This window comes from Ruegeria sp. AM1, from assembly GCF_056540745.1.
The window spans coordinates 227,700-246,624 of sequence record NZ_JBQFXH010000002.1 but is presented as its reverse complement, the minus strand read 5'-3'; the positions used below and the strand labels follow the sequence as shown (position 1 = coordinate 246,624).

At 59.4% G+C, this 18,925-nt stretch carries 19 protein-coding genes; 9 read left to right on the top strand and 10 right to left on the bottom strand.

The window, feature by feature from the left end:
• Position 1 precedes the first annotated feature (1 nt).
• Genes fliP through fliF form a run of 4 tightly spaced genes read right to left on the bottom strand, consistent with a single transcriptional unit; the run spans position 2 to position 3,207 of the window.
• Positions 2-733 carry a flagellar type III secretion system pore protein FliP gene (gene fliP, locus ACR0I7_RS09010; protein ID WP_480510171.1) on the bottom strand — a complete coding sequence of 244 codons (732 nt, stop codon included), beginning with the start codon at positions 731-733 and terminating at the stop codon, positions 2-4.
• Positions 733-1,020, bottom strand: coding sequence for a FliM/FliN family flagellar motor switch protein (locus ACR0I7_RS09005; RefSeq protein ID WP_480510169.1), 288 nt, complete (start codon positions 1,018-1,020; stop codon positions 733-735). The genes fliP and ACR0I7_RS09005 overlap by 1 nt, the downstream gene beginning before the upstream one ends.
• Positions 1,013-1,609, bottom strand: coding sequence for a FliH/SctL family protein (locus ACR0I7_RS09000; RefSeq protein WP_480510167.1), 597 nt, complete (start codon positions 1,607-1,609; stop codon positions 1,013-1,015). Before ACR0I7_RS09000 ends, ACR0I7_RS09005 begins: the two co-directional genes overlap by 8 nt.
• On the bottom strand, positions 1,609-3,207 hold the full coding sequence (gene fliF / locus ACR0I7_RS08995; protein WP_480510164.1) for a flagellar basal-body MS-ring/collar protein FliF: 1,599 nt from the start codon (positions 3,205-3,207) through the stop codon (positions 1,609-1,611). Before fliF ends, ACR0I7_RS09000 begins: the two co-directional genes overlap by 1 nt.
• 86 nt (positions 3,208-3,293) lie before the next feature.
• On the opposite strand from fliF, the gene ACR0I7_RS08990 reads away from it, so the two are divergent.
• From ACR0I7_RS08990 to thpR, 6 genes are all read left to right on the top strand, one after another.
• Complete coding sequence (locus ACR0I7_RS08990) at positions 3,294-3,812, top strand: flagellar basal body-associated FliL family protein (protein ID WP_480510162.1); 519 nt, start codon at positions 3,294-3,296, stop codon at positions 3,810-3,812.
• A 9-nt stretch (positions 3,813-3,821) separates the two neighbouring features.
• Complete coding sequence (locus tag ACR0I7_RS08985) at positions 3,822-4,313, top strand: DUF6468 domain-containing protein (RefSeq protein ID WP_480510160.1); 492 nt, start codon at positions 3,822-3,824, stop codon at positions 4,311-4,313.
• On the top strand, positions 4,310-4,894 hold the full coding sequence (locus ACR0I7_RS08980) for a MotE family protein (protein ID WP_480510158.1): 585 nt from the start codon (positions 4,310-4,312) through the stop codon (positions 4,892-4,894). The genes ACR0I7_RS08985 and ACR0I7_RS08980 overlap by 4 nt, the downstream gene beginning before the upstream one ends.
• Before the next feature lie 46 nt (positions 4,895-4,940).
• Positions 4,941-5,810 (top strand): flagellar motor stator protein MotA, encoded by an 870-nt coding sequence (motA, locus tag ACR0I7_RS08975; protein ID WP_480510156.1) that lies wholly within the window; start codon positions 4,941-4,943, stop codon positions 5,808-5,810.
• Positions 5,807-7,936: a hypothetical protein gene (locus ACR0I7_RS08970; RefSeq protein WP_480510154.1), complete on the top strand. Its 2,130-nt coding sequence runs from the start codon at positions 5,807-5,809 to the stop codon at positions 7,934-7,936. Before motA ends, ACR0I7_RS08970 begins: the two co-directional genes overlap by 4 nt.
• Positions 7,937-8,051: 115 nt before the next feature.
• Entirely contained in the window at positions 8,052-8,579 is a 528-nt protein-coding gene (gene thpR, locus ACR0I7_RS08965; protein ID WP_480510153.1) for an RNA 2',3'-cyclic phosphodiesterase, read from the top strand.
• A 116-nt stretch (positions 8,580-8,695) separates the two neighbouring features.
• Here the strand turns inward: thpR and ACR0I7_RS08960 are convergent, their stop codons facing one another.
• The gene (locus tag ACR0I7_RS08960) at positions 8,696-11,143 is read right to left on the bottom strand and encodes a GcvT family protein (RefSeq protein ID WP_480510151.1); all 2,448 of its coding nucleotides are present in this window, start codon (positions 11,141-11,143) and stop codon (positions 8,696-8,698) included.
• Between the two features lie 152 nt (positions 11,144-11,295).
• On the bottom strand, positions 11,296-12,750 hold the full coding sequence (gene betB, locus ACR0I7_RS08955) for a betaine-aldehyde dehydrogenase (protein ID WP_480510149.1): 1,455 nt from the start codon (positions 12,748-12,750) through the stop codon (positions 11,296-11,298).
• A gap of 189 nt (positions 12,751-12,939) precedes the next feature.
• Between betB and ACR0I7_RS08950 the strand changes: the two genes are divergently transcribed.
• Positions 12,940-13,269, top strand: a complete 330-nt coding sequence (locus ACR0I7_RS08950; protein ID WP_480510147.1) for a hypothetical protein — start codon at positions 12,940-12,942, stop codon at positions 13,267-13,269.
• A 25-nt stretch (positions 13,270-13,294) separates the two neighbouring features.
• Here ACR0I7_RS08950 and ACR0I7_RS08945 read toward each other — a convergent pair whose 3' ends face one another.
• Together ACR0I7_RS08945 and trhO are read right to left on the bottom strand one after the other, a co-directional pair.
• The gene (locus tag ACR0I7_RS08945; protein ID WP_480510145.1) at positions 13,295-13,804 is read right to left on the bottom strand and encodes a potassium channel family protein; all 510 of its coding nucleotides are present in this window, start codon (positions 13,802-13,804) and stop codon (positions 13,295-13,297) included.
• A gap of 78 nt (positions 13,805-13,882) precedes the next feature.
• Complete coding sequence (gene trhO / locus ACR0I7_RS08940; protein ID WP_480510143.1) at positions 13,883-14,788, bottom strand: oxygen-dependent tRNA uridine(34) hydroxylase TrhO; 906 nt, start codon at positions 14,786-14,788, stop codon at positions 13,883-13,885.
• 96 nt (positions 14,789-14,884) lie between these two features.
• Between trhO and pncA the strand changes: the two genes are divergently transcribed.
• On the top strand, positions 14,885-15,478 hold the full coding sequence (pncA, locus tag ACR0I7_RS08935) for a bifunctional nicotinamidase/pyrazinamidase (RefSeq protein WP_480510141.1): 594 nt from the start codon (positions 14,885-14,887) through the stop codon (positions 15,476-15,478).
• A gap of 3 nt (positions 15,479-15,481) precedes the next feature.
• On the opposite strand, the gene ACR0I7_RS08930 is transcribed toward pncA, so the two are convergent.
• Positions 15,482-16,015, bottom strand: a complete 534-nt coding sequence (locus ACR0I7_RS08930) for a hypothetical protein (RefSeq protein WP_480510139.1) — start codon at positions 16,013-16,015, stop codon at positions 15,482-15,484.
• 163 nt (positions 16,016-16,178) lie between these two features.
• Here ACR0I7_RS08930 and pncB point away from each other — a divergent pair, with 163 nt between their 5' ends.
• A complete protein-coding gene (pncB, locus tag ACR0I7_RS08925) occupies positions 16,179-17,471 on the top strand; it encodes a nicotinate phosphoribosyltransferase (protein WP_480510137.1) in 1,293 nt (430 codons plus the stop codon).
• On the opposite strand, the gene ACR0I7_RS08920 is transcribed toward pncB, so the two are convergent.
• On the bottom strand, positions 17,468-18,916 hold the full coding sequence (locus ACR0I7_RS08920) for an aldehyde dehydrogenase family protein (RefSeq protein WP_480510135.1): 1,449 nt from the start codon (positions 18,914-18,916) through the stop codon (positions 17,468-17,470). The genes pncB and ACR0I7_RS08920 overlap by 4 nt on opposite strands.
• Positions 18,917-18,925 lie beyond the last annotated feature (9 nt).

Sequence of the window (18,925 nt, the reverse complement as noted above, 5' to 3'; positions counted from 1 at the left end):
GTCAGGGCACATAGCTGCGAACCAGCGCGCTTGCGATCAGAGTCCAGCCATCGGCAATGACAAAAAACGCCAGCTTGAAGGGCAAAGAGACGGTTGCTGGTGGCACCATCATCATACCCATCGACATCAGTACAGCAGCCACAACCAGGTCGATGATCAGAAAGGGCAGAAAAATCAGGAACCCGATCTGAAAGGCACGCGCGATCTCGGACAGCATGAAGGAGGGCATCAATACCGACAGCGGGGCGTCGGGCGACAGCTGCATATCCGCGCCATCGGGTCGCAGGTTGGCCATCGCCTGAAAAGTATCCGCATCCAGCCGGGCGGACATGAACTCACGAAACGGCACAAGCGCGCGTTCCAGCGCCGGTTCGACCTCCATGGTTTCTTCGACCATCGGGCGTATGCCGGTGGTCCAGGCTTCGGTAAAGACAGGCTCCATGATGAAATAGGTCAGAAACATTGCCAGGCTGACGATCAGCATGTTGGGCGGCGATTGCTGCAACCCAACCCCCTGTCTGAGGATGGCAAGGACCGTGATCAGAAACGGGAAACACGTGATCATGATGGCCAGACCCGGCGCCAGGCTGAGTACGGTGATCAGCAGAATCAGCTGAATGGTGCGGGCTGAGATCGAGCCACCCTCACCCAATGAGACCGACAGCTCTTGCGCCGCCGCCAGCGAGGGCGTCAGCGCGATCAGAACCGCAGCCAGCCAGATCAGGCGATGCATCAGCCGATCCCGTTTTGCAGATCGGATATCTCGGTCAGGCGGACGGCCAATTGCCCCGGCTGATCGCCCTCGACCTCTTCCAGAAGACCGCGCGCCACAAGCTGATCGCCGACATAGAGGTCGACCGGGTCTTCAATGCGCTTGTCCAGCGTCAGCACCGCGTTCTCGCCCATGTTCAGCAAGTCCCGGATCAGGGGCCGCGCACGGCCAACCGATACGGTCACTTCGATCGGAACCGCTTCAAACGGGTTGCTTTTTTCGGGTTTGGGGGGCTGTTGGTCACTCATTGGATAAAGCCTCTTTTGCTTCGAAAACATAGGCGTCGAATGCCTGCGAGATGGTCGCCAGCAACGCGTTGCAATCCACCTCAGCGCGGGCGGTACCCACCTGCAGTCGCGCGTGGCCCGGCTGCAGGGCCGGGTCTTCAATCACGCGGGGCGGAGGGGTAAGATCAGCAGGCAGGATCCCCTGCACCGCATCGGATGCGCCTGTGGGCACCACAAGCTGCAGCGGCTGGTCAATCTGATCCCGCGCCATCTCGCACAGCTGCGCGACAATGCGGGCGGCGAAGCCACGATCGAACATCTCGGGCAGAACGGTGTCGGTCAGGCTTTGGAACATCGGCTCCAGCGACAGGGTCATGCGCGTCAGGGCCTCGTGATAGGTGAACGAGACATCTTCGAGCGATCTGGACAGCCCCTCGGTCATCTCGCCGCGCTGCTGCTCTTGCGCCTTCAGCCCGTCTTCCCATCCGGCCCCATATCCCTTTTCAAAGGCAGCAAGCCGTTGTTCTTCCAACGCGTCCTCATCCAGCAGATGAAGTGCGCCGCCCTGGGACTGCGTGGTGAAGTCTTCAAGAAGGTGAGAAATCGACATCACACCTTCTCCTCGCTTTCCTCAAGCCAGCTGCGCAGGATTTCCACGGTTTCCTCCTGCTTGTCGCCGATCATCGCGCGCAGGCGGTCAACCGCATCTTCACCCTGCGCCGCAGGCAAAGCCGGCACGCCAGATGCTGACACCGCCTGCCCCGGCAGCGCGGCAAATTCCGACCTGTCATCCGCGGCAATCTCACCGGTAAGCGGCGGCGCGGTGTCCCGATCAGCAGCAGCGCCCGCCGGCAGCAATGCCGGTGCCGCAACCTGTCCAGACAGGATCGGACGAATGACAAACAGGCCAAGGACAAGCGTGACCAATGCCAGAACGGCCATCTGGATCAACGACATCAAATCCAGCGGGAAGCGTTGCAGAAACGAGGAAGATGCTGCGGTGCCCTGCGGCTCGACCGCCGGAAGATCAAGAGATTTCAGCGTGATCACATCACCCCGTTCGGGATCGAACCCTACCGCCGAGGCGACCAGCTCTTCCAGTGCATCCAGCTCTGCCTGCGGCATGGGAACAAAACTCTCGGCCCCTGCCGCATCGACGCTGCGGGTGCCATTGACCAGCACTGCCACGGTCAGCCGTCGGATCGCACCAGGCGCGCGATGAACCTCAAGCTCGGTCTCCGAGATTTCATAGTTCACGCGCTCACGGGTTTGCGTCGCTGTTGAATTCGATTCGTCGCCGCCCGCGCCATCCCCATCCGGCAGGTTTGACGCCACTGTGACGTCCGAGGACTGGTTTTGGGCGCTGTCCGACCGTTCCTCTACATCAGTGCTGATCGCGACACGACCCTTGGGGTCAATGCGTCTTTCGCGGATCGATTCGGTCTCGGTCACCGTATCCACACTCACCTCGACAACCGCATTCCCTTGGCCGACACGCGCCTCGACCAGGCGCATGACCCGCTCGCGCAGCTGGCGCGCCTTGTCATCGGCCGTATCCGCTGCAGCAACAGTTTCCTGCGCGCCTATGACGGCGCCGTTCGAATCGATCACCGCGACATTTTCAGGCGCCAGCCCGCTGACCGCTGAGGAGACCAGAAACCGGATCGCTTTGGCCTGATCACCCGTGATCTGCCCGCCGGAGGCGACAAGATAGACCGATGCCGTCGGAGAAACGCTGCGTTGAAACGGATTGGCAGAGCCATTTGCGATATGGACGCGGGCCTGGCTGACATGTGGGCTTCCCACAATCGTCCGCGCCAGCTCGCCTTCTTTGGCGCGCCAATAGGCAGCATCGAACATCTGCGACGTGGTTCCAAAGCCGCTGAGCGTATCAAGCAGCTCGTAACCGCGATTCCCGTTGGCCGGCAGGCCTTCGCTGGCCAGCGTCATGCGCAGTTCATCCCGCTGCGCACCCGGCACATAGATCGAGCCGCCCCTGATCTCATAGGCCACGCCGCGCTGATCCAGAGCCCGCACGATATCGCCAGCGGCACCACTTTCCAGCCCGGCATATAACAGGGTCATGGATGGCATCGTCACCAGACGCGACATGCCGAGAACCCCTAGAAACACCAACGCCACAGCGCCGGCAACGACGATTTGTTTGCGCCTGTCCAAACTTGCCCAGACAGTTCCGATCTGCTGCACGCTCACCTCCGACTCGCCGACATTCTGCGCGGCTCAGCCTCTGTTTGGACGATTGCCCTTAACAATCGGTTAGTCCCTGCGGGGTTATGACGGTTGCCGAACAGATTGATGAGGACATCATGGCTGACGCGACTGCAGATCAGGCGGAAGTGACGGAAAAGTCGGGAAAAAAAGGGCTGATGCTGGGGATGATTCTGGCACTGATCGGCTGTGCCGGAGGGTATTTTGCGACCACATCGGGGCTGTTGCCAATCGGTCAAAAAACCGCAGCAAAAGAAGAAAAAGAGGTGCCGGTCAAAGCTTTGCCCGCTGTGGGTTTCGTGGACCTTCCGCCCATTGTTGTCTCGGTCAACACAGGCGAATCGCGACATCTGAAGTTTCACGCGCAACTTGAGGTCAACGCGCCCTATGTGGCGGATGTCGAGAAAATGCGCCCCCGAATCATGGATGTCCTGAACGGATATCTGCGCGCGGTCGAGGTCTCGGATCTCGAGGACTCGATGGCCCTGATTCGCATCCGCGGACATCTGCTGCGGCGCATCGCGATTGTCGCAGGCGAGGGTCGGGTACGCGACGTTCTGATTATGGAATTTGTGCTGAACTAGGAGACGAAGGTGGACCTTATTGCGGATATTCTGCTGGTTGCAGGCGCGCTGGGCGCGGGTCTGTATTGTTTTGTTCTGGCCCGGCGCCTCAAACGCTTTACCGATCTCGAACAAGGGGTCGGTGGGGCGGTCAGCGTTCTGTCAACGCAGGCGGAAGAACTGAAAACATCGCTGGAATCGGCGCGGCAAGCCTCGGACCAGTCGGGCGCAACCCTGCAGGCCCTGACCGATCGCGCGGAAGCTGTCGCGCAGCGCCTCGAGCTGATGATGGCCTCGATGCATGACGTGATCCCGCAGGAGCAGGACGTCACAGATGTCTCAGGCCTGGCTGCGGATGACGCAGCGGAGGAAGAGGACGAAACCCACCCGCCCGCATCAGATGAACCCAAGGCTGAGGCAGATGCATCCGATCAGCCCATCGCGGATGAAAAGCCGCTGAAAGCCCCCGAAGGCGTGATGTTCTTTCGGCATGCCCAGCCGTCGGGCGGAGCCCGTCAATGAAACGTCGCAAGAAAACAGAGCGTCCGACCCAGCGCCGCGGCGGCGTGCTGACGCTGATCTCGGCTCTGATGATCGGATCGGCGGTCATACGTCTGGGATTCGAGGCAGGGCCTGCGCTGGCGCGCGGCGAAGCCCTGCCTACGATGAAACCCGCGCGGGCCGAGACCGGCACGCAAGACATGCAGGTGCTCTGGGACGCATTGAAACAGCGTGAGGCCGCCCTGATCAAGCGCGAGAACGCGATGCAGGATCGGGAAAAGGCGCTGGAGATTGCAGATCAGGCGATCGAAAGCCGCCTTGGCGCACTGCAGGAGGCCGAAGAATCGCTTCGGGCCACTCTGGCCGTGGCCGACAAAGCGGCTGAAGCCGACCTGACGCGCCTGACGGATGTCTACCAAACAATGAAACCCAAGGATGCCGCAGCCCTGTTCGAAACGATGGACCCGATTTTTGCTGCGGGATTCCTGTCTCGCATGCCACCCGAGGCCGCCGCAGGCGTTATGGCCGGGCTCGACCCCGAAGTCGCCTATACGATCTCTGTTGTGATGGCGGGTCGCAACGCGCTGGCCCCGCAGGAGTGAGCACCGTGTTCAGGGAACCTCTATTTCATGCCGCTGGAGAGAGCCGATGATTGGAATCGTAGGAATTGTCGTCATTTTCGTCATGGTCTTCGGCGGCTATCTGGCTGCCGGCGGCAAAATGACCATCATTATGAAATCGCTACCCTTTGAGATGATGATGATCGGTGGCGCAGCGGTCGGTGCTTTCATGATCAGCAACGATTTTGGGGGCGTCAAACACACGGCCAAAGATATTGGCAAAGTGTTCAAAGGACCAAAGTGGAAACCCGAAGATTATCGCGATCTGCTGTGTCTGCTGTTCTCGCTTATTCGTGTTTCACGCGCCAATCCGGTTGAGTTAGAGCTACATATCGAAGACCCCGACAGTTCGAGCCTGTTTTCCGAATACCCAAAGATTCAGGCCGATCGCGAAGCGGTAGATCTGATCTGCGACACCATGCGGTCTGCCTCGATGAACTATGACGACCCGCATCAGGTCGAAGAGGTGCTGGAAAAACGGATGGAGGCCAATTTTCATCATGCGATGCATTCCAGCCATGCGTTGCAGACGGTCGCCGACGGCCTGCCCGCGCTGGGGATCGTGGCCGCCGTTCTTGGGGTGATCAAAACCATGGGATCCATCGATCAGCCGCCCGAAGTTCTGGGGAAACTGATCGGCGGCGCCCTTGTCGGGACCTTTCTTGGGGTTTTCCTCGCCTATGGTCTGGTTGGCCCGTTTGCCGGCAAGGTCAAAGCCGTGGTCGAAGAGGACAACCACTTCTATCAGCTGATCAAAGAGGTTCTGGTTGCCAATCTGCACAATCACAATACCGCCATGTGCATCGAGGTCGGGCGACAAAACACCCCGACCCACAATCGCCCCGGATTCACCGAGCTTGAGGACGCGCTGAAAGAACTCAAAAAGGCAGCGGCATGATCCGGACGACGTTTTTGGCATCCGCGCTGGTGGCCGCGGCAAGCTGCCTGCACGCGCAGGAGGTCAAGGTCCGCTCGGGTGAGCACAGGGGGTTTACCCGTCTGGTCCTGCAAATTCCGCCTGAAACGCGCTGGTCTCTGACCGGCAAAAAGAACGGCGCCAGCATCGCGATCGCGCTGGACGAGGCGACGTACGATATCGGCTCGGTCTTTTCGCGTCTCTCCGAAAACCGCCTGCTGTCTGCGGTGCAGGCACAGCCCGGCGCGCCGCTTGAGCTGGAATTCGGATGCGATTGTGTCGCCTCGGCCTTTCTGTTCAGAGACAATATGGTCGTCGTGGATATCGCGCCCGGCGAATATAAACCTCCACTGGTTGAACAATTGCAGCCCTGGCCCGAGCCCCCAATCCCGCAGGCCGTTCCGAACCCACCCCCGCCCAAGGTGGTGGCTGCGCTGCCGCAGTTGAATGTCCCCGACCTCGAAAACCAGCTGATGTCGCGCGTGCTTTTGGGCGCTGATCGCCATGTTTTGGGTCTGAAACTGACCGAAATCGGCCCCCGACCGTCTGACGAGACGGTACCGGCCGACCTGTTGCTGGACCTGCCCGCCAACGTAAAGGTCTCGTCCGTGCTGGACGAATTGCGCGGACTGGAAAGCCTCACATTGCCTCAGCTTGAGACCCGCGCCCCATGTATATCGGACATCGACATCGGCTTTGACACCTGGACTGACGGACGTCCATTCGCCGAGCAGGTCGCCGATCTGCGTGCGGGCCTCTATCAGGAGTTCGACCGGATCGATGCCGAGCGGGCGACTGCGCTGGCCAGGCTATATGCGTATCACGGTTTTGGCGCCGAGACCGCGCGAACGCTGGATCTGCTCGATACCCCGCCAGCGGACAGCGCCCGGATTCGCGCGATCGCTGGTATCGCAGACGGGCAGGTCATACGCGGCCCCAATCTGTTTTCCGAGCAGCAGAGATGCGCTGGCCACGTCGCCCTTTGGGCTGCTCTGACCGAAGGCCAGCTGCACGCCGATGCAAATGTGCCCGCGATTGAAAAATCTTTCTCCGCTTTGCCCAACCATCTCCGCCTTAGCTTTGGTCCGATTCTTTCGGATATTATGGTTCAGGCCGGACAGCTGGAAGCGGCGCGGCGCATATTGCGTGCCGTAGACCGGATCGAAAGTGAGCGACGCCCCGAGGTGACGCTTGCCGAAGCCGGAATTGCCGGCGCCGCAGGGGACGAGATCAAAACCGAGGAACTGCTTTCCGAGGTCATTTCTGATTCCGACGCAGAGCTTGAAGCCCCGCTTGCACTGGCGCGGCTGATCGAAAAACGCTGGTGGGATCGGGGGGCTGTTTCCGGGCGCGAGCTTGAACTGGTGGCCGGTTATGCCGTTGAGCTTCGGAAATCCGAAATGGGCGCTGTCATGGCGCGCAGCCACGCCGTCGCGCTGAGCCTGAACCAGGAATTTGATGCCGCCTTTGTGCTGTTGCGCGCCTATATGGACGATGAGGTCTGGGATGGCACATCGAACCGGGTGCTGCATATCCTGTCAGAACGCGCCGATGATCTGACCTTTCTGCGCTATGCGTTGACCCTAGAAGAGGAAACGATCGGGCAGCTCACGACCGATGCGGCCATCGATCTGTCCGGGCGGCTGAACGATCTGGGGTTTGCCCCGCAGGCCCTTGCGCTGGCAACCCGGCCACAGGATCAGACCCGACGCCGGGACCGTGCCAAACTCCGCGCGCGCGCTGCATTGATGAGTGAACAACCCTACAAGGCGCTGCTGGAACTGTCGGACGACGACTCAGATGCGGCACAGCGATTGCGGGCGCGGGCTTTGGCGGAAACCCGTGAGTTCATCCAAACCGCTGATCTGCTGCGCGACCTTGGCGATAACGAGATGGCCGACCGATACTATTGGCTGGCCGGAGCAGAAGACACAGGTGCAGATGCCGCGATGAAATTCGGTGCTTTGTCCGAACTGACCAGAACGCTTTTGGTGCAGGCCGACACCCCGGCTGACAAACCTCTAGCCCGGGCGGCCGCGCTGTTGGAAGACAGCGTCAACGCGCGCGCACAAATCATCGAAATGCTGGATCTGGTGCAGCTTGAGTGAAGACGGAGAATGGTTCTGGTTCCCGTTCGGGGCTTTCAGGTGGGCAAAAAAGTAGGGTCTATTAAGGGTATTTTCCAAGAAAACGCCCCTGATGATGTGTTAACAGAGCGAAATGATGATCCGCTCCTTCGTCGCTATATCCGTGCCGGACACAATCGCCGCGCATTGCGCACGCCTGAACCGGCGGATCAAAGGCGCGCGCCCGATGCCAGAAGATGCTCTGCATCTGACACTTGCATTCCTAGGCGATCAACCATCTGAGACGTTGGAACACCTACATCATGACCTCAGTTGTATCCGGCAAGGCGCTTTTGATCTGAGCGTTGGGCATATCGGCCAATTCGGCACTTCCCTGCATCTGGTCGTCCGGCCTTGCGCCGCGTTGACCCGCTTGCAGCGCGCGGTTTCCGGCTGCACGCATCAGGCTGGCATTGTTATGAAACGCCGCCGGTTTCGCCCGCATATTACTTTTGCGCGCGGCTTGCAGGCGGGCAACGCCCCGCACTGTTTCATAGACCTCCAGCCTGAACTGCTTGCGGATGTCCCGATCACAACCTTTGGATTGTTTTCCTCTGAATTGCATTCGCAGCGTGCGCGCTATGAGTGTTTGGCTGAATATCCTCTGAACGCTATTGCGGGATGAGGCAGCATGCGTCGAGTTTGTCCTTACTACCAGCAAAACATGTGCCGAGCCGTGCTGCTATGCTTCAGCCGTGCTGCCGTTCAGCACAAAGTCAGCAACGGAATCGAATCTAGGGCTCACTTTGCAGCCGTCAGCGCGGCCGACTGAACGTCACGCAAACGCAGACCTTTGGGATCAAATGGAGGCTCTGCGCAGAGTCTGGCGCGGTGCGGCTGACCGAGGATAAAAATCTCGACCTCATCACCCGGTTGGGCCACATGCGGGTCGACGAAACCAAGGGCAAGAGACCGCCCGACCGAGTACCCATACGCACCCGACGTGACACGTCCCGCAGCTCGGCCATCCAGGGTAAAGACCGGCTCGCCGCCTGCCGCATCGGCGTCTCGGGTCACTTCGATATCAAAGATGGACAATACCTCACGCGGCGCTTTGTCCCTGATCCGCATATAGGCCTCTTTGTGCAGGAAATCTTTGTCCAGTTTGACCAGCCCGGCAAGACCAACCTCTTGCGGCCAGATCTCCTGCGAATACTCTCTGCCCCACGATCCATATCCTTTTTCAATCCGCAACGACCCAAGCGCCCGGCTGCCAACCGGGCCGCCTGAAAACTGTTTTGCGGCCTGTAAAAGCGATGAATAGAGTCTGAGTTGATCACTTTCGGCACAATGAAGCTCCCACCCCAGATCGCCGGTAAAACTGACGCGGAGGGCCAGACAGGTGACACCCGCGACCTCTATCACCCGCGACCGCAGAAAGCGGAACCCGTCATTCGTGAGCTCAGCGTTCGTCAGGCATTGCAACAGCGCGCGTGATTTGGGCCCAGCGATGTTGAAACCGGCGATGCGATTGGTGGCGATTTCAAACGTTGTGCCTTTGGGCAAATCGATCATGTTAAAAAACCGCTGATGATAACGTTCGGCCATGCCGGAGCCGATCATCATGTATTCATCATCCGCAAGTTTGGTGATCGTGAAATCCCCGGCCACGCCACCCCGGGCCGAGATCATCGGCGTCAGGCATGACCGCCCGCTCTCGGTTGGGACGTGATTGGCCACCAGCTGATCCAGCCAGCGATGGGCGTTGGGGCCCTTGATCACGTAGTTGGCGAAGTTCGAGATATCGATGATACCCACATGCGTGCGCAGCATCTCGACCTCTCGCCCGACGGGTTCCCACCAGTTTTGGCGGGTATAGCCGTTGGTTTCTATGGTGCCGGGCTGATCCGCGAACCACAAAGGATGCTCCCAGCCGCAATTGAGGCCAAAAACAGCGCCCATTTCGTGCTGCATGTCATAGGCGGGACGGGTGCGCGCCGGCCGTCCGGCAGCACGCTCTTCGTTCGGGAAGTGGATTGCAAAACGATGGGTATAGGCGTCCTGCACCCGGGCTTTGGTGAATTTCTTGTCGGCCCAATCGCCGAACCGAGCAAGATCCCAGGCAAACATATCGTATTGCGGCTCACCTTCAATCATCCACTGCGCAGACAGCTGACCAAGACCGCCGGATTGCGAAAAGCCAGGGATAATGCCGGTGCAGCAGAAATAGTTTTTCAGTTCGGGCACCGGCCCCCAGATCGCGTTGCTGTCGGGGGACCAGATCATTGGTCCATTGATGACCCGCTTGACCCCGGCAGCTGCTGCGACGGGCACACGTTCCGTGGCGCGGATCACATTTTCCATGATCCGGTCCAGATCGTCGGGAAACAGGTCATGGGCAAAATCCAGCGGAGTGCCGTTTTCGGCCCAGAACCGCATGTCTTTCTCATAGGCCCCGATCAGCAGGCCGTTGCCTTCCTGGCGGAAGTAGTATTCGCCATCCCGATCCGCGATAGAGGGCAGGCGGCGTCCCAAATTGGCAACCTCGTCAATCGCTTCGGTGACAAAGTACTGATGCTCGGTAGGTTGCAGGGGCAGGTTGATCCCGGCCAGCGCCGCAACCTCGCGCGCCCAAAGGCCAGCGGCGTTGACCACCCATTGTGTGTTAACGTCGCCCTTTTCCGTGCGTACAATCCAAGAGCCGTCTGGCTGATGTTCAGTCTCTAATACGGGGCAAAACCGTTCGATTGAAGCCCCCAGCGCCCGAGCACCCGCCGCATAGGCCATTGTGACCCCTGAAGGATCAACATTTCCCCCATCGGGTTCATACATGATGCAACGAATGTCATCGAATTGCGCCAGCGGATGCAGATCCAGCGCTTGGTCCCGACCGATTTCATAGAAATTCAGGCCATAGAATCTGGCCTTGGCTTCCTGCAGGCGCAGTTGATGCTCGCGTGCTTCGGTTTGCGCCAGATACAGCGAGCCCGGCTGAAACACGCCGCATCCCTGCCCGGTTTCGCGCTCCAGCTCTTTGTACAGGTTCATCGTATAATGCTGGATGCGGGTGATGTTGGTGTTGTCGTGCAGCCCGTGGATGTTGGCGGCGGCATGCCAGGTCGAACCGCTGGTCAGTTCATCGCGTTCCAGCAGGATCACATCGCGCCAACCCAGCTTGGCCAGGTGGTAGAGGATCGAGCAGCCAACCACGCCGCCTCCGATCACAACGGCCTGCGCGTGAGTTCTCATCGGGCGTCCCTCCTGATCACGGGCGCAGACGCGCCCCTGCCAAAAAGTCAGCCATATGTTGGGGAAGGCTTATGCTCTGTTCCCGACGCGAAATGTCGGGAACAGAGCGCTGCTCGCCGGATTTTCAGGGATCCGGCCTCATTCTGATCGGCTCAATAGGGCGCTTCAACGTCATTCATCGAGACGTAAACCGTTTTCATCTCGCTGAAGTGGTTGATCGCCAGTTTCGAGTTCTCGCGGCCCACGCCGGACATTTTCGAGCCGCCAAACGGGGCCTCGACCGGCGCGAGGTTGTAGGTGTTGATGTAACAGGTGCCCGCCTCGAACCCGGCGACGATGCGATGCGCTCGGGTCAAATCGTTGGTGAACACACCGGCGGCTAGGCCGAATTCGGTATCGTTGGCACGGGCCATGACCTCTTCTTCGGTGTCGAAGTCCAGCACAGACATGACCGGACCAAAGATCTCTTCGCGGGCGATGGTCATATCGTCGGTTACATCTGCAAAGACGGTTGGTTGCATGTAGAAGCCGTCGCCGTCGATCCGTTCGCCGCCATAGATCAGCCGCGCGCCTTCGGCCTTACCCTTTTTGACATAGCCCAGCGCGATGTTCATCTGGTTCTCGCTGACCATGGGGCCGAAATTCACTTCTTCATCCAGCGGATCGCCGATCTTTGCGGTCGCTAGCCGTTCCGCAAGGCGCTTGAGGAAGGTCTCTTTGATACCTTTCTGCACGAACACGCGCGTCCCGTTGGAACAGACCTGACCCGAGGAATAGAAATTGCCCAGAATGGCACCAGATACCGCGTTTTCGATATCCGCATCGTCAAAGACGATCATCGGTGATTTGCCGCCCAGTTCCATGGTGACATGTTTCATGCCGTCCGCCGCCGCGGCATAGACCTTACGACCTGTCGGCACGGATCCGGTCAGCGACACCTTGGCGACGCGCGCATCCGTCACCAGCGACGCGCCGACATCGCCATAGCCCTGCACCACGTTGTAGACGCCCTTGGGCGCGCCGGCCTCAATCAGGATTTCAGCGACCTGCAATGCCGACAAAGGCGTGGTCTCGGAGGGTTTAAAGACCATTGTATTGCCGCAGGCCAGCGCGGGTGCGCCTTTCCAGCAGGCGATCTGGGTGGGATAGTTCCACGCCCCGATACCGACGCAAACGCCCAGCGCCTCGCGGATGGTATAGACAAAGTCGCCGCCACCCAGCGGGATATGTTCCCCTGTCAGCGAGGCGGCCAGCCCACCGAAATACTCCAGCGCGTCCGCTCCCGAGGTTGCATCCGCGACCAGCGTTTCCTGCAACGGTTTGCCCGTGTCATGCGTTTCTAAAATCGACAACTCGCGATTGCGGTCGCGCATGATGTCAGCCGCCCGGCGCAGAACACGCCCGCGTTCGGTTCCAGACATGGCGGCCCAGTCGGCCCGGGCGGCTTTTGCGCTGTTTAGAGCCTGATCCACGATGTCAGGCGTCGCGGAATGCAGCCGCGCAATCACTTCGCCAGTGGCTGGGTAAACAACGTCGATCGGCGCGCCGGTGGTGTCCTCGACATACTCGCCGTTGATGAAATGGCTGGCCTTGGGCTGAAACTTCATGCCGGGTCCTTTTCTGCGCAGGGGCCCATCCGCTGGGCAAGTAGATGTAGTCAATTGGCAGGTAATCGTAATTGACTGGCCAGTCAATCAAACACTGCGATGCGCGGGAAATTGCAGGAAATAAGGGCCTGCCCTTGAAAGAAACGGTTAATGTTCTACTTATGTTCTACATGAGCGGAGGATAAACCGATGGTCCAGACACCGCGTAGGCTGGCCCAGGACGGGCCCACAAACGACTATCATCTGTTGCCGGTCACGGACCGCCAGATGCGCTATGCGCGTGCCATCGCTGAACAATCGGCGCTGGAAATCCCTGTTGAGGCGCAACGGGACCGGCGCTCTATGTCGAACTGGATTTCGGCGCATAAGCCCGAAGATCCATCGCCATTTGCGAATTATCCAACCGGAAAGCAGGTGGCTTTTGCCGAGCGGATATCGCGCGGCAAAAAACGCCCGATCCCGGCCGAGTGCTTTCGCGATAAACAGTTGATGTCGCGGTGGATCGATCAGAACAAATAGACCCTGATTAGGGTCTATTCGCAGCTCACAGCCCGTTGCGGCGATGCGTGCGCCCATAAAGACCCACCGCTGCGGCGACGAAAAGACCAAGAAGGATATATCCGGTGATCGCCTCGGCCACCGCCAAGGCCCGGCACATACCGGCGGGTGTCAGGTCACCAAACCCGACCGTGGTGAATGTCACGTACGAGAAATACAGCACATCCCCTGGGCCATTTGCCCCGATAACGCAGCGATCATCATACCCGAACGAACTATAGACCGCCGCAAACAGGAACGGCACGACCTGAATGAACGAAATCCCCATCAGCAGCAATTGCCTGCGCGGCGATTTCACCCGCGTCAGGTGATACCAAGTTTGCGAGAACAGCCAGATCAGCAATCCAACGGTCGCGAGCGTTCCAACCGTGTCTCCAGCCGCCGCTTCGCTGAGATGCGACAGCGCATAGTAGGCGAGGATACTGACAACCATCAGGCCGGACGCAGCCAGCAGGGTCGATTTCCACTCTTGCAGCGTTTTTGGGTCCTGCGACATAGATTCCCCAGCGGTTTGATCGATATGCGCAATCATCCCGTGTCGGGGCAGATGCCGCAACCCCTTAGAGATGTGGGATTATTGGCTGCCCAGATGCTCTTGTCCGCGCGCGCGGGATAGGGTGATCTGCTTTTGCCGCTCACGGAACCGCATCTTGTCGTGCTCGGACGTCTCGTTGATGCATCGATGGCACGACACACCATGCTCGTATTCCGGCCGCTTCACATCCTCGGGCAGGATCGGGCGACGGCACCCATGACACAGTTTATGCGGCCCTTCGACCAGCCCGTGTCCAACCGAGACGCGATTATCGAACACAAAGCACTCACCCTGCCAGGTGCTGTCCTCTTCTGGCATCTCTTCGAGATAGCGCAGAATGCCGCCCTTCAGGTGGTACACATCCTCGACCCCCTGCCCCAGCAGATAGTTGGTCGATTTCTCGCAGCGGATGCCGCCGGTGCAGAACATCGCGACGCGTTTGTTGTGAAAGCGGTCTTTGTTCACCTCCCACCAGGCGGGAAAATCGCGGAAACTGGCTGTTTCGGGGTCTATTGCGCCCTCAAATGTTCCGATCGAGACTTCATAATCGTTGCGGGTGTCTATCACCACCACATCATCGGACCGGATCAGATCGTTCCAGTCTTGCGGATCGACATAATTGCCGACGCTGGCACGCGGATCGACATCAGGCTGGCCCATGGTCACGATCTCTTTCTTCAGCCGTACCTTCATCTTACCGAAGGGAGGGTGATCCGAGGTCGCCTCTTTCCACTCCAGACCGTCACATCCCGGCAGCGCACGGATATGCGCCAGAACCGCATCGATCCCGGCTCGCGGACCCGCGATCGTACCGTTGATCCCCTCTTGCGCCAGCAGCAATGTCCCTTTGACCGATTGAACACGGCACAAGTCCAGCAGCGCGGGACGCTGGGCATCCGGGTCATCAAACCGGGTGAAATGATAGAGGGCGGCAATGGTGTACATGGGGGCGATCTAATGCCCTTGCCTGAAACACGCAAGACATCGCATTGACGGCTTCCCCTGCGGACCCTACCGATATGACAACCAGAGGAGAGCCTGATGACCCATGCCCTGATCGTAATCGATGTCCAGAATGACTTTTGCCCGGGCGGCGCGCTGGCCGTTGCCGGCGGGGACGAGATCGTCGCGCCGATCAATGCGATGATGGATGAGTTTGATGTGGTTGTCCTGACACAGGACTGGCATCCGGCGGGGCATTCTTCATTTGCAAGCAGCCATCCGGGCAAGGCTCCGTTCGACGTGACAGACATGCCCTATGGTCCGCAGGTATTGTGGCCCGATCATTGCGTTCAGGGCTCGGATGGGGCCGCGTTTCACGCCGATCTGCGCACGGATGCAGATCTGATCCTGCGCAAAGGGTTTCGCAGCGCCATCGACAGCTATTCAGCCTTTTTTGAGAATGATCGCGAAACCCCGACCGGGCTGAAAGGGTATCTTGAGACGCGCAGGATCAGGCAACTGACCCTGGTCGGACTGGCGACGGATTTCTGCGTCCACTATTCGGCCGTGGATGCGGCCCGGCTGGGTTTTGATGTCTCGGTAAGGCTGGACACATGCCGGGCAATTGATATGGACGGCTCGCTGAATGCGGCGCGGCAAGCCATGCAAGATGTCGGCGTGACCCTTGCCTGACCCTTAGGGCGACGCCCCCGCTGCGGCAAGATACTTCAGCAAGACAAACAGAAGCACCGCCAGACCGAGGGCGAAACCAATGCGCCCCTGAACGGTGCGTCGTTCCGGTTTACCCGGCGACGGCGCCGGTTGCGCCGTCCGGGCCGGAGTTTCCTGGCGCACAATCTCTACCTCGGGCTGGGCGGTCTTGAGATGTTCGAGAAACTTTTGAAAATCGAAATCGCCGAAATATGCCCCTTCGAGACCGATGCGCCTGATATTCGCAAACAAACGACGTAGAATTCGGGCACGGTCATCCGCATCACCGGAAGGATAATACCCACTGGGGGAGGTGCCCCCGCGTGCGCTTAGGTCAAAGCCCGCATCTATGAAAATCTCGCGGATCTCGGGCGAGGCCTCGCGCAATGCATCTGCCGTTTTGACATCCCGAAAAGCTGCGCGAACTCGGATGTCTTCCGAACGCACACCTTCCGCCTGACCGGACTCGAGATCGTCCGGCACAGTTGTAACGATGTCAAAATCGTAGTTGAGGCTCATGCACTATTTCATTCTCATCGTTCAATCCCACCCCCGACTAATCGCTGAAAAGACAGCATATTAAGCCAGCAATGTGACTTGACCTTGTCATTGTCACCAAATCAGGGACTCTTGCCATTCACCGTGCTGATTGATCTAACAACGGAAATCGCAGGAGTTCTCCATGGTCGACATTGCGACGCGCGTCTACAATCACAAATGGAAGATCGACCCTATTGTGCGGTCGTTGATCGACACGGACTTCTACAAACTGCTGATGTGCCAGTCAGTGTTTCGCAATAAGCCCCAAACCGATGTGGTTTTTTCGCTGATCAACCGGTCGAATCACGTTCCGCTGGCCCGTTTGATTGATGAGGGTGAGCTGCGTGAGCAGTTGGATCATATCCGCTCGCTCAGCCTTAGCCGGGGGGAAAGCACCTGGCTGCGCGGCAATACGTTCTACGGCAAACGGCAAATGTTCCGTCCCGATTTCATGGAATGGTTCGAGAATCTGCGCCTGTCACCTTACCATCTGGAACGCAAGGGCGATCAGTATGAGCTGACCTTTGAGGGTAAATGGCACGAGGTCATGCTGTGGGAAATCCCCGCGCTGGCGGTGCTGATGGAGCTGCGCTCGCGCGCTGTGCTGAACGACATGCGGCGGTTCGAACTGCAGGTGCTCTATGCCCGTGCGATGACCCGCGTGTGGGAGAAGATCGCTCAGCTGCGGCCCATCAAAGGGCTCGGGATAGCCGATTTCGGCACCCGACGGCGGCATTCCTTCTTGTGGCAAGATTGGTGCGTGCAGGCGATGATCGAAGGGTTGGGACAGGCCTTTACCGGCACCTCGAACTGCCTGATCGCCATGCGGCGCGAGGTTGAGGCGATCGGAACCAACGCGCATGAGTTGCCCATGGTCTATTCTGCGTTGGCTGACAATGACGGGGCGTTGGCGCGCGCGCCTTATGACGTGCTCAGCGACTGGCATGAGGAACATGACGGCAATCTGCGCATTATTCTGCCCGACACCTATGGCACCAAAGGCTTTCTGGATCGCGCCCCGGATTGGCTGGCAGGCTGGACCGGCATCCGTGTCGACAGCGGCGATCCTGCGACCGGGGCTGAGATTGCCATTAACTGGTGGCAATCACGCGGCGAGGACCCGACACAGAAACGGATCATCTTCTCAGATGGGCTGGATGTGGACAAAATCCAGGAACTGCACACACAGTTCGCCGGGCGAACCAACGTGTCCTTCGGCTGGGGGACCTTGCTGACCAATGATTTCCGGGGGCTTGTACCAGATGACGCGCTGGCGCCGTTCTCGCTGGTTTGCAAGGCGGTTTCAGCCAATGGGCGCCCCACGGTCAAACTGTCGGACAACCCGGAAAAGGCCATGGGACCCGCAGATCAGATCGAACGCTACAAGCGCGTCTTTGGCGTCGGCGCTCAGGAAGCGATCGAGGTGATCGTTTAGCCGTGATAGGCCGCAACCGTCTTGAGTTGTGAGAAACCATAGAGCGCCTCAAACCCCTTTTCACGGCCATGGCCTGATTTTCCGACGCCGCCAAAGGGCAGCTCCACCCCGCCGCCTGCGCCATAGTTATTGATGAACACCTGACCCGAGCGCAGCGCCTTTGCCAACCGCATCTGTCGCGCGCCGTCGCGTGTCCAGATGCTGGCGACCAGCCCGTACTCGGTACTGTTGGCTATGGTTAGAGCCTGTTCTTCGGTCTCAAACGGTATCAAAACCTGCACCGGCCCAAAGATTTCGTCGCGGGCCAGCGGGTGATTGGCGGGAACGTCTGAGAACAGCGTGGGGCGCACATACGCGCCGGTTTCCGGGGCGTGGCCAACGATCTCGCCCTCAGCAGCGACGTTCAGATCAGCTCCTTTCTCGAGAAATCCAGTTACTATCTCTTGCTGACGCGCCGAGATCAGCGGACCGAGCCGCAGATCCTCTTGCGCAGGACCAACCGTTAGCTGCTCATAAGCGTCGGCCATTCGGGATTTCACTTGCTCGTAAACGCCCCGTTGCACCAGAATGCGGGACGAGGCCGAGCAGGTTTGACCTGCGTTTTGAATACCAGCATTGACCAGAAACGGCAGCGCCGCGTCCAGATCGGCATCGTCAAACACCAGCTGTGGGGATTTTCCGCCCAATTCCAGCGTCACGGGCACCACGTTGCGGCCTGCGGCCTGCTGCACCAGCGCGCCAGTGGCGACAGAGCCGGTGAAAGAGATGTGGTCGACATCCGGATGACCTGACAGTGCCGCTCCGGCCTCGGCCCCTAGACCGGGGACCACGTTGAGCGCGCCGGCGGGCAGCCCAGCGTCGACGGCAAGATGGGCAAAGGCCAGCGCGGTCAGACAGGCCTCTTCCGCTGGTTTCAACACGCAGGCATTGCCCATCGCCAGCGCCGCCCCAACCGAACGTCCGATGATCTGCATCGGATAGTTCCACGGCACGATATGGCCGGTCACGCCATGCGGTTCGCGCAGGGTATAGACCGTATAGCCATCGAGATAGGGAATGGTCTCACCCATCACCTTATCGGCAGCGCCGCCATAGAATTCGCAATACCGCGCAAGGGCCACGGCATCGGCGCGCGCCTGTGTCAGCGGTTTGCCCACATCCATCGCCTCAAGCAGGGCAAGATCGTCGACACGGTCCAGTACAAGCTGGCCAAGCCGCGTCAGAATGCGCCCTCTCTCCAGCGCGGTCATGCGGCCCCAATCACCCTGAACCGCTGCGCGGGCGGCCCGAACTGCGGCGTCGATATCTGACGCACCCCCTTTGGCAATCTGACAGATTTCGGTGCCGTCAGACGGATTGATCAGAGGCAGGGTGCCACCTGTGGTGGGGTGCCAAGCACCGCCAATCAGGCAACGGCTGGGATCAAACCAAAGCGGGTTTTGCATGATTCTGGC